This is a genomic window from Haladaptatus sp. CMAA 1909 (genome assembly GCF_043952005.1).
GTDB lineage: Archaea > Halobacteriota > Halobacteria > Halobacteriales > Haladaptataceae > Haladaptatus.
Map to the genome: position 1 here is coordinate 2,560,192 of NZ_JBIOAV010000001.1, position 18,438 is coordinate 2,578,629.

Annotated in this window: 22 protein-coding genes; 8 read left to right on the top strand and 14 right to left on the bottom strand. The window is 61.7% G+C overall.

Features of this window, described 5'->3' with window-relative positions; translation table 11 throughout:
• Positions 1 to 110: 110 nt before the first annotated feature.
• Positions 111 to 584 carry an acyl-CoA thioesterase gene (locus ACGYLY_RS13940; RefSeq protein ID WP_231186880.1) on the top strand — a complete coding sequence of 158 codons (474 nt, stop codon included), beginning with the start codon at positions 111 to 113 and terminating at the stop codon, positions 582 to 584.
• Here ACGYLY_RS13940 and ACGYLY_RS13945 read toward each other — a convergent pair whose 3' ends face one another.
• The 5 genes from ACGYLY_RS13945 to ACGYLY_RS13965 all read right to left on the bottom strand — a co-directional run bounded on the left by ACGYLY_RS13945 (position 585) and on the right by ACGYLY_RS13965 (position 7,246).
• Positions 585 to 1,577 carry a ribonucleotide-diphosphate reductase subunit beta gene (locus tag ACGYLY_RS13945; protein ID WP_231186881.1) on the bottom strand — a complete coding sequence of 331 codons (993 nt, stop codon included), beginning with the start codon at positions 1,575 to 1,577 and terminating at the stop codon, positions 585 to 587.
• Between the two features lie 31 nt (positions 1,578 to 1,608).
• Positions 1,609 to 4,056: a ribonucleoside-diphosphate reductase subunit alpha gene (locus ACGYLY_RS13950; protein ID WP_395280997.1), complete on the bottom strand. Its 2,448-nt coding sequence runs from the start codon at positions 4,054 to 4,056 to the stop codon at positions 1,609 to 1,611.
• A 16-nt stretch (positions 4,057 to 4,072) separates the two neighbouring features.
• A complete protein-coding gene (gene nrdR / locus ACGYLY_RS13955; protein WP_395280996.1) occupies positions 4,073 to 4,558 on the bottom strand; it encodes a transcriptional regulator NrdR in 486 nt (161 codons plus the stop codon).
• A gap of 264 nt (positions 4,559 to 4,822) precedes the next feature.
• Positions 4,823 to 6,586, bottom strand: a complete 1,764-nt coding sequence (locus tag ACGYLY_RS13960; RefSeq protein WP_395280995.1) for a Rieske (2Fe-2S) protein — start codon at positions 6,584 to 6,586, stop codon at positions 4,823 to 4,825.
• A gap of 63 nt (positions 6,587 to 6,649) precedes the next feature.
• Positions 6,650 to 7,246, bottom strand: coding sequence for an AsnC family transcriptional regulator (locus tag ACGYLY_RS13965; protein ID WP_395280994.1), 597 nt, complete (start codon positions 7,244 to 7,246; stop codon positions 6,650 to 6,652).
• 242 nt (positions 7,247 to 7,488) lie between these two features.
• Between ACGYLY_RS13965 and ACGYLY_RS13970 the strand changes: the two genes are divergently transcribed.
• Positions 7,489 to 7,686, top strand: a complete 198-nt coding sequence (locus ACGYLY_RS13970) for a heavy-metal-associated domain-containing protein (RefSeq protein ID WP_395280992.1) — start codon at positions 7,489 to 7,491, stop codon at positions 7,684 to 7,686.
• Positions 7,687 to 7,759: 73 nt separating this feature from the next.
• Positions 7,760 to 8,764: a uroporphyrinogen decarboxylase gene (gene hemE / locus ACGYLY_RS13975; protein WP_395280990.1), complete on the top strand. Its 1,005-nt coding sequence runs from the start codon at positions 7,760 to 7,762 to the stop codon at positions 8,762 to 8,764.
• Positions 8,765 to 8,938: 174 nt separating this feature from the next.
• On the opposite strand, the gene hemG is transcribed toward hemE, so the two are convergent.
• The 3 genes from hemG to ACGYLY_RS13990 form a co-directional block, all read right to left on the bottom strand.
• Positions 8,939 to 10,237, bottom strand: a complete 1,299-nt coding sequence (gene hemG, locus ACGYLY_RS13980) for a protoporphyrinogen oxidase (RefSeq protein ID WP_395291154.1) — start codon at positions 10,235 to 10,237, stop codon at positions 8,939 to 8,941.
• Complete coding sequence (hemH, locus tag ACGYLY_RS13985; RefSeq protein ID WP_395280988.1) at positions 10,210 to 11,259, bottom strand: ferrochelatase; 1,050 nt, start codon at positions 11,257 to 11,259, stop codon at positions 10,210 to 10,212. The genes hemG and hemH overlap by 28 nt, the downstream gene beginning before the upstream one ends.
• 136 nt (positions 11,260 to 11,395) lie before the next feature.
• Positions 11,396 to 11,707, bottom strand: coding sequence for a helix-turn-helix domain-containing protein (locus tag ACGYLY_RS13990; protein WP_231186889.1), 312 nt, complete (start codon positions 11,705 to 11,707; stop codon positions 11,396 to 11,398).
• Positions 11,708 to 11,858: 151 nt separating this feature from the next.
• Between ACGYLY_RS13990 and ACGYLY_RS13995 the strand changes: the two genes are divergently transcribed.
• Together ACGYLY_RS13995 and ACGYLY_RS14000 are read left to right on the top strand one after the other, a co-directional pair.
• Positions 11,859 to 12,305 (top strand): universal stress protein, encoded by a 447-nt coding sequence (locus ACGYLY_RS13995; protein WP_395280987.1) that lies wholly within the window; start codon positions 11,859 to 11,861, stop codon positions 12,303 to 12,305.
• A gap of 67 nt (positions 12,306 to 12,372) precedes the next feature.
• Entirely contained in the window at positions 12,373 to 12,735 is a 363-nt protein-coding gene (locus tag ACGYLY_RS14000; protein ID WP_395280986.1) for a hypothetical protein, read from the top strand.
• A 35-nt stretch (positions 12,736 to 12,770) separates the two neighbouring features.
• Here ACGYLY_RS14000 and ACGYLY_RS14005 read toward each other — a convergent pair whose 3' ends face one another.
• The 3 genes from ACGYLY_RS14005 to ACGYLY_RS14015 form a co-directional block, all read right to left on the bottom strand.
• Entirely contained in the window at positions 12,771 to 13,313 is a 543-nt protein-coding gene (locus tag ACGYLY_RS14005; RefSeq protein WP_231186892.1) for a SprT-like domain-containing protein, read from the bottom strand.
• A 69-nt stretch (positions 13,314 to 13,382) separates the two neighbouring features.
• Positions 13,383 to 13,670 carry a hypothetical protein gene (locus tag ACGYLY_RS14010; protein WP_395280985.1) on the bottom strand — a complete coding sequence of 96 codons (288 nt, stop codon included), beginning with the start codon at positions 13,668 to 13,670 and terminating at the stop codon, positions 13,383 to 13,385.
• A gap of 257 nt (positions 13,671 to 13,927) precedes the next feature.
• Entirely contained in the window at positions 13,928 to 14,221 is a 294-nt protein-coding gene (locus ACGYLY_RS14015; protein WP_231186894.1) for a hypothetical protein, read from the bottom strand.
• Positions 14,222 to 14,420: 199 nt separating this feature from the next.
• Here ACGYLY_RS14015 and ACGYLY_RS14020 point away from each other — a divergent pair, with 199 nt between their 5' ends.
• The 3 genes from ACGYLY_RS14020 to ACGYLY_RS14030 are packed head-to-tail and all read left to right on the top strand — an operon-like array spanning position 14,421 to position 16,283.
• Positions 14,421 to 14,987, top strand: a complete 567-nt coding sequence (locus ACGYLY_RS14020) for a response regulator transcription factor (protein ID WP_395280984.1) — start codon at positions 14,421 to 14,423, stop codon at positions 14,985 to 14,987.
• A gap of 53 nt (positions 14,988 to 15,040) precedes the next feature.
• Positions 15,041 to 15,856, top strand: coding sequence for an alpha/beta fold hydrolase (locus ACGYLY_RS14025; protein ID WP_395280983.1), 816 nt, complete (start codon positions 15,041 to 15,043; stop codon positions 15,854 to 15,856).
• Positions 15,857 to 15,914: 58 nt separating this feature from the next.
• Positions 15,915 to 16,283, top strand: a complete 369-nt coding sequence (locus ACGYLY_RS14030) for a hypothetical protein (protein WP_395280981.1) — start codon at positions 15,915 to 15,917, stop codon at positions 16,281 to 16,283.
• 98 nt (positions 16,284 to 16,381) lie between these two features.
• Here the strand turns inward: ACGYLY_RS14030 and ACGYLY_RS14035 are convergent, their stop codons facing one another.
• The 3 genes from ACGYLY_RS14035 to ACGYLY_RS14045 form a co-directional block, all read right to left on the bottom strand.
• On the bottom strand, positions 16,382 to 16,867 hold the full coding sequence (locus tag ACGYLY_RS14035) for a GNAT family N-acetyltransferase (RefSeq protein ID WP_395280980.1): 486 nt from the start codon (positions 16,865 to 16,867) through the stop codon (positions 16,382 to 16,384).
• A 79-nt stretch (positions 16,868 to 16,946) separates the two neighbouring features.
• The gene (locus ACGYLY_RS14040; protein ID WP_395280979.1) at positions 16,947 to 17,471 is read right to left on the bottom strand and encodes a DUF192 domain-containing protein; all 525 of its coding nucleotides are present in this window, start codon (positions 17,469 to 17,471) and stop codon (positions 16,947 to 16,949) included.
• 76 nt (positions 17,472 to 17,547) lie between these two features.
• Positions 17,548 to 18,303 (bottom strand): EthD domain-containing protein, encoded by a 756-nt coding sequence (locus tag ACGYLY_RS14045; protein ID WP_395280978.1) that lies wholly within the window; start codon positions 18,301 to 18,303, stop codon positions 17,548 to 17,550.
• Positions 18,304 to 18,438 lie beyond the last annotated feature (135 nt).

The following is an 18,438-nucleotide window of genomic DNA, read 5'->3' on the forward strand; positions in this document are numbered from 1 at the left end:
TCCACTATCACGATTCGTCGCCGGATAAGTGAGACGGCCACTAAAACAAACAGACTTGCAAAAATACAAGTACAGGTGATTTATCTGGAAGCATCGTGTAGGACCCATCGATGAACGAAACGGAGACCCTCGCCGAATCGCGGACGGTCGTGAGTGAAATCCTGATGCCGAACGATACGAACAACCTCGGTCGGGCGCTCGGCGGGTCGGTGCTGCACTGGATGGACATCTGCGCCGCGATAGCCTCGCGTCGCTTCTCGCGGCGGCAGGTCGTCACCGCGTCGATGGACCACGTCGATTTCCTCGGTCCCATCGACCTCGGCGACATCGTGACCGTCGAGGGGTACGTGTTCGACACCGGGCGAACGAGCATGGACGTCGTCGTCACCGTCCGTGCGGAGCGGCCGAGTCGGAACGAAAAGCGCGACACAGCGACGTCGTTTTTCACCATGGTCGCGCTCGACGAGGACGAACGACCCGCCTCGGTTCCTGACCTCGACTGTCCGACGGACGAACAACAGACGTTGCGCGACGACGCCCTTCGTCGCCGGGAAAACCGCAGAACGTCGCTCAGTGCGCGGTGATCACCAGTCGAGCGACCCGCCGCTCTGATACTCCGTGACCTGCGTCTCGAAGAAGTTCTTCTCCTTGTTCAGGTCCACCTGCTCGGACATCCACGGGAAGGGATTGTCGGTACCGTACTGCTCCGGGAGGTCCAACTGTCCGAGCCTGCGGTCGGCGACGTGCTCGACGTACTCGGCGAACTGCTCTGCGCTCATGCCGAGGATTTCGTCGGGACACGCCTCGTAGGCGTAGAGCTTTTCCAGCTCGACGGCTTCGGTGATGAGGTCGGTCACCTCGTCGCCGAATTCGTCGGTCCACACGCCCGGGTTCTCGGCCCGAATCTCGTTGATGAGGTCGACGCCGAACCCGACGTGGAGCGACTCGTCGCGCATGATGTACTCGAACTGCTGGCCGATGCCGACCATCTTGTTCTGGCGTTTCAGCCCGAGCATCATGGCGAACCCGGCGTAGAAGAAGACGCCTTCCATGATGACGTAGAAGCCGACGAGGTCGCGCAGGAATTCGCGGACGTCGTCTTCGGTGTCGATGGTGAAATCCGGGCGGTTGATAGCCCGCGTCAGGTTCACCACGAACTCGTCTTTCTCCTCGATGGAGGGGACCCGCTCGTACATCCCGTACAGGTAGTCAGGGTCGAAGCCGAGCGAGTCACAGCAGTAGATGAACGTGTCCGTGTGGATGGCCTCCTCGTAGGCCTGTCGGAGGAGGTACTGGCGGCACTCGGGCGCGGTCACGTACTCGTACAGTGCGAGGACGATGTTGTTCGCGGTGAGCGACTCGGCCGTCGAGAAGAAGCCGAGGTTCCACTCCACGAGTTGGCGCTCGGCATCCGAGAGGGCGGTTCCGTTCCACTGGGAGATGTCGTCCTGCATGGGAATCTCTTCGGGAACCCAGTTGTTGTTGACGCCCGCTTGGTAGTAGTCGCGGGCCCAGTCGTAGTCCAGCGGGAGTATCCTGTTCGGGTCGTGTTCGGCGTCGTTGTTGATGAGTGGCATGGATGGGTTGAAATGGTGAGCGTGTGGTCGATTACTGACAGGCGTCGCACGTCGGATCTTCGACGGTACAGAGGTCCTTCCCGTCCGTTTCGTCCGCCGGTTGACCGCCGTCGGTCTCGGCCTCGTCGGCTCCGAACTCGTCCCGGTGCTGGCTCTTGCCGTACTCGGCCATGTCGAGCGTCGACTTTTCGATTCCCGACGCGCCGAGCGTCCGCAGGTAGTAGGTCGTCTTCAGGCCCAACCGCCACGCGGTCTTGTACACGTCGTCCAGCAGCGTACCGTCCGTGGACGGGAAGAAGACGTTGTGCGAGACCGATTGATCGATCCACGTCTGTCGGTGGGCGGTCAGTTCGAGTTGGTGACGCGGATCGATTTCGAACGCCCCGCGATACAGTTCCTTCAGGTCGTCCGGAACGGTGTCGATCTCCTGAATCGACCCGTCGTGATACTTGATCCTGTCCACCATCTCCTCGTCCCACTCGCCGATTTCTTGCAGGTCGTCGACGAGGTGGTCGTTGACGACGGTGAACTCGCCGGACATGTTCGATTTCACGTAGAGGTTCGAGTACTGCGGTTCGATCGACGGCGTGGTTCCGTTGATGGTCGAAACCGTGGCCGTCGGCGCGATGGCCATCGTGTTCGAGTTTCTCATTCCGTGCTCCTCGACGTGTTCGCGGACGACGTACCAGTCGAGGGTCTCCTCGCGGTCCGTCGGAATCTCCCTCCCTCGTTCCGCTTCGAGCGAATCGACGGTGTCCTGCGGGAGCAGGCCGCGGTCCCACTTCGAACCGTCGTAGGACGGATAGGGGTCCCGTTCGGCGGCGAGTTTCGAGGAGTTCAGGATGGCGTGGTAGGAGACGAACTCCTGCCAGCGGTTCGCGGCTTCGATGCCGTCCTCGGAGTCCATCGGAATTCCGAGTTCCATCAGCGCGTCGTGGAATCCCATCGTTCCGAGTCCGACCGGCCGATGTCGCATGTTCGAATACTCGGCCTCGTCCGTGGGATAGAAACAGAGGTCCACGACGTTGTCCAACATCCGCATGGCGGTTTCGATGGTGTCCGCGAGGTGCTCGCGATCGAGTTCATTTCCTTCGACGTGCGTAACGAAGTTCACGCTGCCGAGGTTGCAGACGGCGTGTTCGTCCTCGCTCGTGTTCAGCGTGATTTCGGTGCAGAGGTTCGAGGAGTGCACCGTCCCGGCGTGGTCCTGCGGCGAGCGGACGTTACACGGGTCCTTGAACGTCAGCCACGGATGGCCCGTCTCGAACAGTCGCGTAAGCATCTTTCGCCACAGCTCTTCGGCGTCGACGCGTTCGTACTGCCGGAACTCGCCCTCGTCCGCCATCGCTTCGTACTCGCGATACTTCTCCTCGAAGGCGGCACCGGACAGGTCGTGGAGGTCGGGGACCTCGTCCGGGCTGAACAGCGTCCACTGTTCACCTTCCTCGACGCGTTTCATGAACAAGTCCGGAACCCACGCCGCCGTGTTCATGTCCGGCGTGCGTCGGCGCTCGTCGCCCGTGTTCCGTTTCAGGTCGATGAACGCGGGGAAATCGAGATGCCAGCACGCGAGGTAGCCACAGGCCGCTCCTCGCCGCTTGCCGGAGCGGTTTATCGCCGCCGTCACGTCGTTGCTGATGCGGAGGAACGGCACCACGCCGGTTGATTCCACGCCCGTCGATTCGATGAGCGCGCCGCCCGCGCGGAGGTTGGTCCAGTCGTTGCCGAGGCCGCCGCTCCACTTCGAAAGCTGTGCGTGGCCCTTGTACGACTCGAAGATATGTTCGAGGTCGTCCGAGACCGTCGTCAGGTAACACGACGACAGTTGCGGGTGGGTCGTTCCGCTGTGGAACAGCGTCGGCGTCGAGGGGGTGAACTCCAGTTTCGAGAGGACGTCGTAGAACTCCTCGGCCCGGCGCTGGGGTTCGTCCTCTTCGACCGCCAATCCCATCGCGACGCGCATCCAGAACGCCTGCGGCAGTTCGAGGTGCTCGCCGTTCTCCTCTGTTTTGAGGAAGTATCGCTGAATCAGCGTGTCCATCGCCATGTGCTCGAACCGCTCGTCGCGGCTCGGTTCGAGGTAGTCGGCCAGCGATTCGAGATCAAACGTTTCGGTCAGTCGCGGGTCGAGACGGCCGATTTCGACGCCGCGTTCGAGGTTGTCGACGAATGTCGAGCGGTACTTCTTGTCCAGTTCGTACCCTTCCAAATCCTCGCCGATAACCTCGCGATAGTACCGCTGGCGCGAAGCCGCGGCGGCGATTTTCTTGAACGTCGGGTCGCGTTCGACGCGCGCGGAGAGCGCGTCGACGACGGCTTGATAAAGTTCGTCGGTGCTCGCGCCGTCATATGAGTTCCGCTCGATTTCGGTGACGATATCGTCCCAGTCGTCCGCCGAAAGTATCGTTTCGTGGCCCGTTCGTGCTCGGTCCAGAATAGACCGAGCGTTCGTCGTCGTCGCTGTTGATTGGTGGCTCATAAATCGTTAACTCGTTTTACTTGTCGGTCGGATGAGGAGGGTCGTCGTCCAGTTCCGCGTCGAGAACGGCGTCGAGTTCGCGGAGGAACTCCTCGGGTTCGGAAAAGGCCTTGTACACCGAAACGAAGCGGATGTACGCCACTTGGTCGAGTTCGCGGAGTCGTTCCGAGACGAGGTCGCCGACCAGACTCGACGAGACGATTCGAGTCTCTCGTTTTCCGAGTTCGGACTCCACCGCCTCGACGAGGTCCGTCACGTCGGCCTCGCTCACGTGGCGCTTTTCAACGGCCCGTTCGATACCCGAGCGGAGTTTCTCGCGGCTGAACGCCTCGATGTTCCCGTCGCGCTTTTTCACCTGGAGGGAATCCCACTCCGGACGCTCGTACGTGGTAAACCGAAACGAGCAGCGTTGGCACTCGCGACGCCGTCGTACCGAGGTTCCGTCGGCACTCGTGGTGTCGATGACTCGCGTCCGCTCGTTCCCGCAATCCGGGCAGTCCATGGTTGTCACTCCTTGCACCTCCAGTCTTGTAAGCCCACATGTGGGGCTTGTCCTACTCCAACCGCTATATGTGGTGTCCTCCCGCCCACCCATAAACTTTACCCAATTCAGTTGCAGTAAAACAAATGAGGTTGTATTGGATCGCTAAAACCCGCCGAGTCGGACGACACGACCGCAGTGGACGCCGATTTCTGGCTTTCCGATTCGAAAAAACAGCCGGCATCGTTCGCCGTTCCGATTCCACCGACAGGGTCGACACCTCCGTCAGTCCATCTCGTGGATGTTCTCCCCGCGGTTGAGGCGTTCGGCGATTCGGAACGTCTGTTCGCCCGCCCGCCGCGTCGGCGTGTGGGCCGAGAGGTAGCGTGCGGTCGCGATGAGGTGAATTCGCGCTCTCCGTTCGCTCTCCTCGGTTCCCTCGTCTTCGAGCGCGTCGTACTGCCTGAACGCCACCTCGACGTTCTGTCGGGTGTGGAAGCCGACGTCCTCGCGCAGGAGCGCCTCCCCGAGTTTTCGCTTCAGTCGGGCCACGTCGCCCTCGGCGGCGAGGTACTCCGCCGTCAACTCCCCGGCGAGGTCCACCTCCTCGTCGGCCTCCACCTCGAACGTCTCCATCAGTTCGTCGAGGACGGCCGTCGGGTCGCGTTCACCCTCCGGGTCGGGAATCGGCGTCGGCGGCGTGTTGAGGAACCGGTCGAGGTAGACGTTCATCGCGGCATCGAAGACGCCGCGATACACTTCCGGCGCGTCCGTCCGTTGAGAGAGTCCGTCCACCGCGTTCGCGTAGGTGTAGGTGTGGTGGACCGTGTTCCAGTCGCGGAACTCGTTCGACGTGCCGAAGTGGGCGACGCGGCGCGCCGCGGCGAACGTCACGACGCGGGCGAGTTCGGTCGCCGTCGCGCCGTCCTCGACGGCAGTAGTCACGGCGTCAATGATGGCGTGCGGGTCCTCGCCGAGGAGGATGTCCACGAAGTCGTCCGGTTCTTCCCACGTCTTCCCCTCGCCAGCTTCGATGAGTTCGGGAAGTTCGTCGGCGGCGTCGAAACACAACGCCGCCACGTCGATGGGTTGTCGCCACGAGGAGTTCTCCTCGGCGCGATTGGCTGACGCGAGCCCGGGGACGAGGCTGGGAAGCACGTCGTCCGCGCGTTCCCACCCGATGAGGTCCAGCGTCTCGAACGCCTTGTTGATGAAGTCGAGTCGGTGTCCGGTGTCGAGATACAGGTGGTCAGTCGCGGCGGCGACGAGCATTCCGGCGATTTCGGACTCGTCGAGGTCCGCCGTGATTCCCGCCCGAAGGACGCGCTCCGCGCCGTCCGAATCCCGAACTTCGATGTTGTCCCGGAACCAGTCCGCGAGCCGTTCGGCCGACACGTCGTCCGTCGAAAGCGCCTCCTGGACGAAGAACGGCGGTTCGCCCGAGCAGTTGTCCGCAACTTCCGTCAGTCCGACGTAGAGCGCCCGACGGCGGTCCTCCGGGCGCAGGTCGGGGAGGAGGTTCGCCATCACGCCCAGCGTCGTCAACCCTCTGCCCCATCCCATCTGCCGGTAGTGGGTCCCGAACTCCGTGCCGAGTTCGACGGGGACGGTTGATGGAACGCCCTCCGACTCCAACCCGATGACGGACTTCGCGACGACGAGGTTGATGTCCTCCCGGAGGCCGTGTTCGAGTCGATCGCGCCAGTGTTCCTCGGGCGGTTCGTCACGCGGCGGGTTCGGTTGGACGTACACGTCCCCGTCACGGACCTCGACGGGGTAGGTCCGCACGTCGTCGGCGAACGGGTCGAACGTGTCCCCGCAGGACAGTTCGAACCGCGCGTGATGCCAGTGACAGGTGAGGATTCCCTCGTCCACCGACCCCTTCGTGAGGGGGAAACCCATGTGCGGACATCTGTTGTCTATCGCGTGTACCTCCCCTTCGTGGAAGAAGAGTCCGATGGAGTGGCCGTTCGCGCTGACGATTTGGGGACTGTCCTCCCGTAACTCGTCCGCGTCGGCGACCCGGACGAACGATTGTTCCGTTGCCATGTCTGAGCGTTTGCTACATGACACCAAAACCCTTCCCTGAAACGGATTTATGTAATTTCGATTTCAGTCGGCCGCACCCTCTTGCAGGCGCTCGTATCGCTCGGCGAACTGTCCCTTGCACGACGAACAGCAGAAGTGGTACAGTTCGCCGTCGATGCGGGTCGACTCGCCCTCGTTCGTGACTGTGTTGCCGCATTCGACGCAGTCGGGCGCGAACTCGATGGTACCCGGTTGCGGGTTCCATTCCTCGTCCACCAGCAACTGCACGTCGTAATCACGGACGGCGTCGTCCTCGATGGCGTCCGAGAGGAGCGCTTCGACCGCCTGTTCGTGGAGGTTCGCTTTGCAGACGATGTGTGCGTCGGCCGTGACGAAGACGTGTTCGACGCCGTCGAACGACCCGAACGAGCGCTTGATCGCGTCCACGTGCCCCGGTTTGGCGTTGACCGTGACGAGCAACGAGAGGCCGTCGATGAGGAGGCCGTGGTTCAAGTCCGCCGTAAATCGACGGATGATGCCGATCTCTTGGAGGCGCTCCACGCGGTCGGAGACGGTCGGCGGAGAGAGACCAACCGTCTCCGCGATTTCGTTGTACGGGCGGCGTGCGTCCTCTACGAGCAACCGGATTATCTCCCGGTCAGTGTCGTCGAGTTGTCGCATTACACCTCCCTTCGAGTTATGGAATAAAAACAGTTTTCGTTATCCCACGTCTCTGCCACGGACATCCTGTATATCTTCGGAGAAATACAAAATTCCGTTTGTTTAAAAAGCGAATTATCCCCGCGAACGTTTCGTCTCTTCGGCAGCCCCGTTCTGCCGCCTGTATCGCCCGTCGGATTCGTCGTCCGCGGCTTGGATATTTTCCCGAAATCGCAAAAAGTAACCCGCGAGTACGTTCGTGTATGGTCCAAATCATCGACGTAGACGGAATGAGTTGCGGTGGCTGTGAACAGAACGTCGTCGAAGCGCTCGAAGGCGTTTCGGGCGTCTCGGACGCGAGCGCCGACCACGAAGCGGGAACGGCAACCGTCGAAGGCGACGCGAACGACGCCGACTTGGTCGCCGCCGTCGAGGACGCCGGGTACGACGCCTCCGACTGAAACGCGCTCGCCGTTCTGCCGCCTCGAAACCGTGAGTCGAAACGCTTAGACGCTATCCGGCCAACGTCGGCACATGAGCGACCTGTTGGTTCGGGCGGCACGCGGCGAACGGACCGAACGCCCACCGGTCTGGCTGATGCGGCAGGCCGGGCGATACATCCCGGAGTACCGCGACATCCGCGAGGAGTACACCTTCAAGGAGGCCATCAAGACGCCCGAGGTGGCCGAACGAATCACCCTCCTCCCGTGGGACCTGTTCGAACCGGACGGACTCGTCATGTTCTCGGACATCCTCACCGTCCTCGAACCGCTCGGCTTCGACTATCACATCGAGAGCGGCGTCGGCCCCGTCGTCTCGAATCCCGTCACCGACCCGTCCGACGTGCCGACGGAGTTCGCGGACGTCGCCTGCGAAATCGGCTACGTGGGCGACCTATTAGGCCGATTGCAGGCGAGCATCGGCGACGAGACCAGCATCATCGGCTTCTCCGGCGGACCGTACACGCTCGCCTCCTACGTCGTGGGCGACGAACCCACGTCCAGAAAGCCCATTCGTCGGTTTCGGACGAACCATCCAGAGGCGTTCCGCGACCTGCTCGAAATCTTCACCGACGTTGTGGAGGAGTACGTCCGGTACCAAGTCGAACGGGGCGCGGACGTGATTCAGGTGTTCGACACGTGGGCCGGCGTGTTAACGCCGGACGACTACCGCGAGTTCGTCCTCCCGCACCACAAGCGCATCTTCGACGCCATCGACGTGCCGTCCATCGTCTTCGCGCGTCACCCGGGCGGCAAACTCGACCTGCTCGCGGAGGCGGGCGCGGACGTCGTCGGCCTCGATTGGACGGTGGACATGGCCGACGCCCGCGAGCAACTGGGCGACACGCCGGTTCAGGGCAACCTCGACCCGTCGTATCTCCTCGGGAGTCCCGAGTTCGTCCGCGAGAAGACCCACGAGGTCATCGAGAAGGCGGGCGACTCCGGCCACATCCTCAACCTCGGCCACGGTATCGACCGAACGACACCCGTCGAGAACGCGAGGGCGTTCGTGGACGCGGCGAAGGAAATCGAGCGCTAGGAAATCTTATTCCTTCCTGACGACACGACCACGTATGTCCCTCCGCTTGGTCGCCCGAAACGACTTTTTCCGAGCAAAATCGGAAAAATCCTTTCGGGCGACTTCTGTCGTCCTCGCCCTGCTCGTCCGCTCGCTCTCGGTTACTGTCGGTTCGAAAAAGCGGATATTCAGTAGCTACGCCGCGAACCGTTCGGCCAACGCCTTCGCCTCCCGAATCCGACTCGGGACGCCCATCCGTCCGGTGTAGTTAGTGGCGAGGTGGATTCCGTCCGGCGTTTCGAATCCCTTCAGCGCATCCCACGACTCGTCGTAGGCGGGGAATCCCCGGTGGAGTTTGCGGACGCTCAGCACCTCGGCGTCCGTTCGCATCACGTCCGCGAACTCCGTCGCGGCGATGTCGCCGAGCGTTTCGTCGCTCTCGTCCAGCAGTTCCGGGTTCTTCATCCCGCCGAGGAAGGCGGTGTAAACTCCCGTGCTTTCGGATTTTCCAGTCCGTCCGAACATGCTCGCGTTCCACGAGACGCCGAGGGTGTCGAGCCCTTCGTCGTGACGGACCTGATAGCCGAAGCCGTCCCGGTCGGAATCGGCCCGTAGGTGGACGAGCGCGAGCGGATTGTAGGTCAGTTCTCGGAGCGAGTCCGCGCGCTCGGCGAACGGCGAGAGGAGGTCCGCGCTCACCTCGGCGGGCGTGGTGACGACGACCGAATCGACGTCGAACGACCCGTCGTCCGTTTCGAGGCGATAGCCGTCACCCGCTTCCCGAATCGCCCCGACCGGCGTTCCCAGATGGACGTTCTCGTGGTGGGCGTCGTACAGCGCCTCCGGAAGCCGTTGGACGCCCTCCTCGAAGGACATGGCGGGTGCCGAACTCCCGCCGTCCATCGCGCGTTTCAGGACTGGCGTCAGCAGGTCGCCGTACGTCTCCTCCATCCGCAACACGCCGGACAGCGAGTGTTTGACGGGCATTCGTTCCGGGAGCGAACCGTACGTCCCGCCGAACAGCGGTCCGATGAGGTTTTTGTACGCCTCCTCGCCGAACTTCCGGGTGAACATCTCGGCGGCCGTCTCATCGGGGTCCGCTGGCGCGGTTTGGGGTTCTTCCAGCACGTCGAGTTTGCCCCGCCACGAGAGGAGGTCGGTGTGCCCGAACTCCTCGATGGAGAACGGCGCGCGTCGAAGGGCGCCGTTCGCGTAAACGAACAGTTTGGTGTCCCCCGCTTCGATGACTTCCTCGTCCAACCCGAGGTCGGTGATGAGTTCGTCGACCGGTCCGGTCCGTCGGAGTCGCTGTGGCCCCCATTCCAGCAGGTGGCCATCGACGCGTCCGCTCCGAATCACGCCGCCCGGTTCGTCGTCGGCTTCGAGGACGACGTACTCGGTTCCCGTCCGTTGGAGTTCGTGAGCGAGCGCGAGGCCGGTGATGCCCGCGCCGACGATTCCGACCGTCATCGGCTGAGCGGGGAGTTGAGACACATCGTGCCGGGCGTGTCCTTGCACTGGCACTGGCGGAACTGGTAGTAAGTGGGGTCGAAATCGGCGACGAACGGCTCCACGAGGTCGGCGAGGACGCCGCCGAAGCGCTCGTCGTCGTGCGGAACTGGAACGCGATAGAAGTCCAGTCCGACCTCCTCGGCCTCCTCGCGGAGTTCGTCGTCCAACTCCGAGAGCGTCTCGCTCTGTTCGTGCATGAAACTGACCGGGTCGACGACGACGCGTTCGGCGTCGATGCCGTTCACGACTTCCTCGACTTCGGGTTCGGTCCACGGAATCTCCCGGTTGCCGTGGTTCTGAAAGCCGAGCGAGTACGACTCGACGCCGAGTTTACTCGCCATCACGTCACAGAACTCGTCCACGTAGGTATCGTACCGACTGCCCTCGTCCAGGTAGTGGCTCGGCGTTCCGTGTGCGGAAAAGAGGAGTTCGGTGTCGTCGTCGGTCAGGTCGAGACCCTCCTCGTCGGCGAACTCCCCGATGTTCTCCGCGCGAATCCGGTTGTACGTCGGGTGTTTGTGCCATCCCGTGATCTCGTGAACCGGTACGTCCCACTCGCGCGCTTCCACCGCGTCGGTGAGTTCTTCGAGCGACGCGACGGTGGTCGAGGCACCGCAGAGCGGGTAAACCGGAAGGCCGATGAGTTCGTCCATCCCGTCTTCGTGTGCCTTCTCCACTGCGTCCGCGATGAACGGTTCGGTGAACTGAAAGCCCACGTAGGTTTTCGCGTCGAGGTCACGCGCTTCGAGCTCGGTTTGCAGGTCGTCGGCTTGCGCTCTCGCTTGCGGGTCGAGGGGCGACCCGCCTATCTCCTCATACTCCTCGATGAGTCCGGGTGCGCGGCGTTCGGCCAACTGCCGGGAGCGTCGGCGTGCCTCCTCTTCGGTGGTGTCCCCTTCGAGGTCGGCGTTGTTCATGAAAATGCGCTCGAGATAGTCGATCACGCTCTCTCGCGTCGGTTCGTCCGGCTCTCCGAAGTTGAGTACCACGACGCCAGTCGTCATGGTCGAACGTCGGGACGGACACGCCGAATAGTTGTCGTTTGCGGTGTGCGGGCGAACGTTTTTCATCGCGATTCGGACACCGTCGTTTCCGACGATTCCCCGCTGTCGACGCGATAGCGGTTTCTACCGAAATCGCTCACAGCCACTCGTCGGCCCACAGCTCCAGTTCCTCGAAAATCGGACAGAGCGAGCGGCCCTTCTCGTTGAGACTGTAGTACGTCGCAATCGGCGCGTCTTCCTCGGTGCGGCGACTGACGAACCCCATCTCGCCGAGGTCGTCCAACACGCGCGAAAGCGTCCGCGAACTCGCCCCCGTGGAGCGCTTGAGTTCGTTGAAACGCTTTTCCCCGTCCTGTAAATCGTGGAGGACGACCAGACGCCACTGGGACCCGATCTGTTCGACCGATTCGACCACCGGACAGACGTTTTTCTCGACGGATTCGGACATTCGTTGTTCTCGTTCCGTTCCACTCCGCGAGGGTATAAATCGGTTCGTATTCCAACCACGTAACGAAATGATACCTCCCCGACCGCGGAAAGGCAATCCGAACACGATCAAAAGGTAATTTATTTATTCTCCGTCTCAGGCAATATTTGGTATGAAACGGGCACTCGCGGTCGTCGAGGCATCCGAATCGGCGAAAGAACTCGTTCGAGAGGCAGGCAAATTGGCAGCAGGCGTCGGGGCAGAACTCGTCTTGCTCCACGTCACGACCAACGAGGAGTACGAGGAAACGCGCACGTCGCTGGAGCGAATCCCGAACCTCGAAAGTTCATACACCGCCGGGCAGGCGCTCCAAGGTGCCCGCCAGTTCGCACAGGACATCGGGCGGGAAGTCCTCGACGGCGTCGACGTCGAATACGACGCCGTCGGGCGTGTGGGCGACGAACGCGACCAGATTTTAGACTCGGCGGACGATTTGGATTGTGATCACGTGTTCCTCGCGGGGCGAAAGCGCTCCCCCACCGGTAAAGCCCTGTTCGGCGACAAAACCCAGGCGGTCATCCTCGACTTCGACGGTGCTGTCACCGTCGTCACGGAGTAAGTCCGCCCGTCCTTTCTTTTCTCGGAATCACAACAGGTAAGGTGGCGCTCCACTGACAATCCAATGAATGTTCGGGCGATTGTTCGGTCGACAACCCGTCTCTTCCACGATATCGCTGTCCCTGGATGAGTTGTTCAACCTCTGTCGGGTCGAACGACGCAGACACGCTATCACGATAATGGCCGACGTGGAGGACGTCATTCCGATGCGGACGCTCGTGGATGAGGTCGCGTCCCGCGAGTTCGGTCCCGACCGGACCACGAACGAACGGACCACCGTCTACACGACATTCTACCAGCAACATATCGCCATCTTGGACGACGCCGACGTTCTCTCGGCACCCGACGGTCCCAGCGGGATGCTCGTCCCCGGGGAGAACGCGAAACCCCTCTCGGAACTCCTCTCGTTCATCGAGTCGATTTCGGAGTGAGTTCGACGTTTTTTCTCCAGTTCCGCCGTCCATCCTTACCAGTCGTCGGCCAACTTTCGCCGCGCGACGAGGTATCCGGCGTGCGTTCGCCACCGTCGTCCGCTTTTCACGTGTTCGACGCGATAGCGCGCTCCGCAACTCCCGCATCGTCGGCGTTCCGGTCGTTTGACCGCTTTCGACGCGCGAAACCGGCGCGCATCCCAGTCGCACGACGAACAGACGAGTCGGAGTCGCGCGTCCGAGAACGATTGGCAGTGACGCGGCGCGTCGAGTTCCTCCGCTTTCGCGCCGAACCGCGCGCCGTGTCCCGACTCGCCGAACTGCTGAAACTCCCACGCGTGTATCAACTCGTGTCGAATCGTGCCCGTGAACTCCTCCCACCCGAACGAGCGATACGCGTCCCACGTCAACCGAATCGTTACTTTTCCGGTCGTCCGGTCGTACAGACACACCCCCGCCCGACGAACCGCCCGGTCAGAGTACTCCCAGTCGAGAGCGTCGAAGTCGACGGCTATCGGAACCGTCTCGGCGTAGCGTTCGGCCGCGGAAAGCAGTTCCTCGCGGGTCTCCGGTTCCATCGACGGACGGTTCGAATCGATAGACCATAGGCGTGTCCGTCTCGAACGAACCGTGGTCCCGTCTCCTCGCTACACTCGTTCCAACTCTCCCGTTTCGCAGTACGGACAGCGGGCATCGGGACCGGACCGCGTGGCGACGCGACCGCACATCGAACACGACCTGATCCGACGTTCACGACGCTCGTGCCGGGCTTCGAGGAGTTCGATTCTCTCTTCGGCTTCCTCGAGACGCCGTTGGAGCGACTCTATTTCGGCGTGCAGTTGGTCAAACAGCCTTCGTCGTGCGTGCTCCCGTCGGGAGTCCGTCGCATCGATACGTGGTCGTCGGGAACGCCACCGATCGTGCTTGTCCGTCATCATTTTCTCACGGTATCGAACGGGATTGACGGGTATCAATGGGTCGGCGGATGCGAGAAGTCGATAGTATCGGCTTGCAATAGAAAGTAACAGGTAGGATATCGGAAAATACGACTTTCTCGATGGGTGTGGCTGGAGAGCGTGATGACGACCAGTAGCGACGGACGCCGCCCCGGCATCCGCCGGCCATGTCCGCGTAATCCGCCCCCGTGGCCACGATCGATACTTCGTTTTTCGGCGATTCCGCGGCGCGTTCGTCACTCCATGGCGTCGTCCGGCCGTTTTACTTCGAGTGGCGCGTACAGGCGTTTTCGCGCGTCGGGAAGATAGAGTCGCTCCTCGATGAGATTCCCGTCTTTCAGTTTCAGCAGTGCGTCTCGTGTCGTTCGGGCGGGTAATAGCGCCTCGTTGCGCACCCCCTTCTGTGTCATCGGTGCGTCCTCTTCGAGGACCCGGAAGACGAGTTTTGCACTGGGTGGCAGTTCGATAAGCCGCTCGAATCGTTCGTACGGGGTACTGTTACTGCCGGAGTGTCCGGCAAAATCGATCACTGGTGTTCGACATACCACTCACCCCTTGGATATCGTGGGTGTTATTTATTTCGGTACTGATAGACGTATAGAAGAATCGCCACACGCAACCACCGTTGAGTTATTCATAGATTCCATAACCACAAGATATAAAGATGCTATCGCGAATTGTTCATTAACGAACCGATTTCGTGAGGAAACGGGGACACCGGGACCAATCATGGCTGTTGACGAACCAACGATACTCGTCGTCGATGACGAGGCAGACGTTACGGACCTGTACGCGACGTGGTTAGAGAGTTCCTACGATGTCCGTCGCGCATACGAGGGCCGTGAGGCGCTGGAACTGCTCGACGGTGAGGTGGATATCGTCCTCCTCGACCGTCGGATGCCCGGCCTCTCCGGCGACGAAGTGCTTTCGGAACTCCGGAACCGAGAACTCCACTCGCGCGTCGTGATGGTCACGGCCGTCAAACCCGACTTCGACATCATCGACATGGGGTTCGACGATTACCTCGTCAAACCGGTTTCGAAGGACGACCTCTTCACGACCGTTCGGGGGATGCTCACGCGGGTCGAATACGACGAAACGATGCAGACGTATTTCTCTCACGTGTCCAAACTGGCCATCCTCGAAATCGAAAAGGACGAGGAGAGTTTGCAGAACAACGAGGAGTATCAACAACTCCGGCAAGAGGCCGATACCCTCCGCAAGACCGTTGACGACTCCCGCGAGAACTTACAGGATCACGACGATTTCGTCGGCGCGTTTCGGGACCTCGATTGAGTACTCCGATCCGACGTCCAAGGTGTTTTTTACACTCGCTACGGCCTTTCAGTATGGACCTTCCCGACGGATGGACGGCGAACACCGTCCGCGTAAACGGCGTCGAGTTGCAGTACTACCGCACCGGCGGCGGGCCGACGTTGGTTCTGGCACACGGTTTTTATAGCAACGGACGCTGCTGGGAACGGTTGGCGACCGACCTCGTCGACGATTTCGAACTGGTGCTCTACGACGCGCGCGGCCACGGCGGTTCCGAAGCCACGGAAACGGGGTACGGAATCGAGGACCGAGTCGGTGACCTCGTCGGCCTCATCGAGGAACTGTCGCTCGAAAATCCCGTCCTCGTCGGGCACTCGATGGGCGGTTCGACGGCGGCGTGGACGGCCGCGATGCATCCGACGCTCCCGCGCGCCGTCGTCCTCGAAGACCCCGCCGGAATGCACGGACCGCCCGATACCACCCCGGAGGAACGTGAGCGGATGGTCCGCGAGATGGTCCGCGAGTGGGAAAACGCCTCGATGCAGGAACTCGTCGCCGAACACGACGAGTACGACCCTTCGTTGGCGCGACGCCTCGCGGTCGCGAGTACCGAGTGTCGTCCGGAAATCGCGACCATCCCGCGGGAGGGCTACCCGCCCCTCGAAGCGGCGTTCCCGGACATCGACTGTCCGACGCTCGTTTTGAAGGCCGACGCCGACCCCGAGACGAGGGTGACGGACCTCGACCGCGCCGACCGATTGGCGGACGGACGGCTCGTCCACATCCCCGATGCGGGCCACTGCGTGCTTCGCGACGAGTACGATGCCGCATACGCGGAGATTCGGACCTTCCTCCGTCGGCTCTCGTCGGATTCGAACGCCGAAAAGTAACCAACTACTGACCAGTCCATCCGTAATAGTAAAGCTGTGGAGTTCACAGACTCTGGACATGGGCGACGAGGAAGAAGCGGAGATTCTGGCGACGTTCGGACTGACGGAGGAGACGACCGAGTCACCGGAACGGCGGTTCGAACGGCGAGTGCTCGCCGCGATGGTGGACGCGCGGCGTGCCGGTGTGGACTACTGGCGACTGTTCGAACTCGTCGAACGACAGCAGCGGGCGGCGGTTCGCGCGTCGTTTTCACACGGGGAGTTCGGTGTCGACCATTCGTCGGTGGACGAGGCGACGATACAGTATTCACAGGTCGTTCACGCTACGGCGCGGGCACTCGATTCGGGCGCATCGACGCGGGAACTGTTGTTCAACCTCGCGAGCGCGTATCAACTGTTCGAAGACGACTGGTCGAAAGAGCGGTAGCTGTCGGCGTTGTGATAAAGAAATACCTCGTGTACCCCTACCCGAGGTAACCGGGAATTGACGACCATCCGATAAATGCTTTGTGTTCTCGGGCCGCGTCAGAGCGCGACCGTGTACACCGATTCGTCGTACTCCTCGGAACCGATTTCGACGGTTTCCTCGTCGGTTTTCTCGAACCCGAACCGCCGGTAGAACTCGATTCCCATCCCGTTTTGCGAGAGCACCATCGCCCGAATTCGCTTCATGTTTATGTCCCGAAAATCGTCCCGTAACCGCTCGTAAAGCGCGGTTCCGATGCCGTCTCCCCAGTGGCCCGGGTGGACGTACAGTCGGAGCAAATCACCTTCGTCCTCGTGGCAGACCGCGTGGCAGAAGCCGAGGAGTTCGTCGTCTCCCGTCGCCACGAGGAACGCCGTTCCGGGTTTCTCCACCGCCGCCGATAGCGACTCGTCCGAGTACCACGACGAAACCGTCCCGTCGATGGCCTCATCGTCAACGAACGTCTCGTACGCCTCCTTCCAGGCACGTCGTGCGACGTTCCGGACCGATTCGAAATCCTCCTCGCTCGCCGGTCGTATCTCCATTCGTCGTTCCCCCGGCAGTCCGTTCAGCGTGACCGATGGTAACGACGTTGAATCACAACCGTCGTTGCGGAAGGAAAAGTCAGCTTTCTTCTACTTTCGGTCTCGACTCCTCGAACACGAGTTTCGACCCGGGTTCGACTCCGACCCTGTCGGCGAATCCCTGTCGCATCTCGACGACGTACTTCGCGTCACCGTCGCTTTGATAGCTCCGTAACTCGCTGTCGCTCGCGTTTGGTTGCGTGTCGGCGTGCTCGACGTTGAGGACCGTTCCGTTCTCCGAGACGAACACCATGTCGAGGGGAATGAGCGTGTTTTTCATCCAGAACGACTGGACCGCCAGGTCCTCGAAGACGAACACCATCCCGTGATTTTTCGCTAGCGACTCACGGTACATCAGCCCCCGTTCGCGTTCCTCTGGGGAGTTCGCGACTTCGAGGTTCACGGCCGTTCTATTCCCTCCGGTGACGAACGCCGCGCTGACAGTTTCGTCGACCTTCGTCGTCGTATGTGTTCCTTGATTTCCACTGCCGCTTCCGAACCCGCCCCCGACGCAACCGGCCATTACGAGCAGACAGACGACCGAGAGGACCGCACTCACGCGCATGCCTCTCGAAACGGGCGCGATCGACAAAAGTTCGTGGTGTGGCGAGGACTTGTCCCGCCCGGTTCCGCCTCCCGGCTCAGTTCCCGGTCCCGTCCTTCTGCACCGTCTCCTTGCCGATGAAGCGCGGGCGCTCTTCGAGCGCGAGGAAGTTGTTCACGTCCTCACGCGCCTCCTTCGCTTTCCCTTTCTCTGGGTCGTAGTCGCGGCTGCCCTCGCTGCCGAGGGCGTCGTGGAGCGCGTCCAAGTCCTCGAAGTACAGTTCGGCGATGCCGTCGAATTCGGCGTTCTCGGGGTCCGTCGGGAGGACGGTGTCGTACTTGACGACGCCCTCGATTTCGCGGGCGATGGGCGTGTGGTCGTTCTGCCAGTGGTCCACGAACTCATCGTGGGTCATTCCTTCCTTGCGAACGAGGAACGCGGAGTGTTTGTACAGGCCATCCGTCTGGCCGCCGACTTCGTCCTCGCGGTCGGTGCCTCGCGCTGCGGTTTCGTCCTTCTGGGTGACGATTTCGCCGATGAAGCGCGGACGCTTTTCGAGTGCGAGGAAGTTGTCCACATCTTCGCGGGCCTCCTTCGCTTTGCCCTTTTCGGGGTCGTAATCGCGACTGCCCTCGCTGCCGAGGGCGTCGTGGAGCGCGTCTATGTCCTCGAAGTACAGTTCGGCCAACCCGTCGAACTCCGCGGCCTCGGGCGTCACCGGGAGCACGGTGCTGTATTTGACCACGCCCTCGATGTCACGGGCGATCTCCGTGTGGTGGTTCTGCCAATACTCCACGAACTCCTCGTGGCTCATGTCGTCCTTGCGGACCAACAGGGCGACGTGCTTGCACATCTCGTTCGAGGGCACAGTCCGTGCTGTGATAAATGACGCGAAGCGTGTCGCCTCGGACGACTTTCGTCCGCGAATTCAACACCATCGTTTCCGGTGTTCGGGCCATCGCTTCGGGCGATTTTGTCCGACGCGATT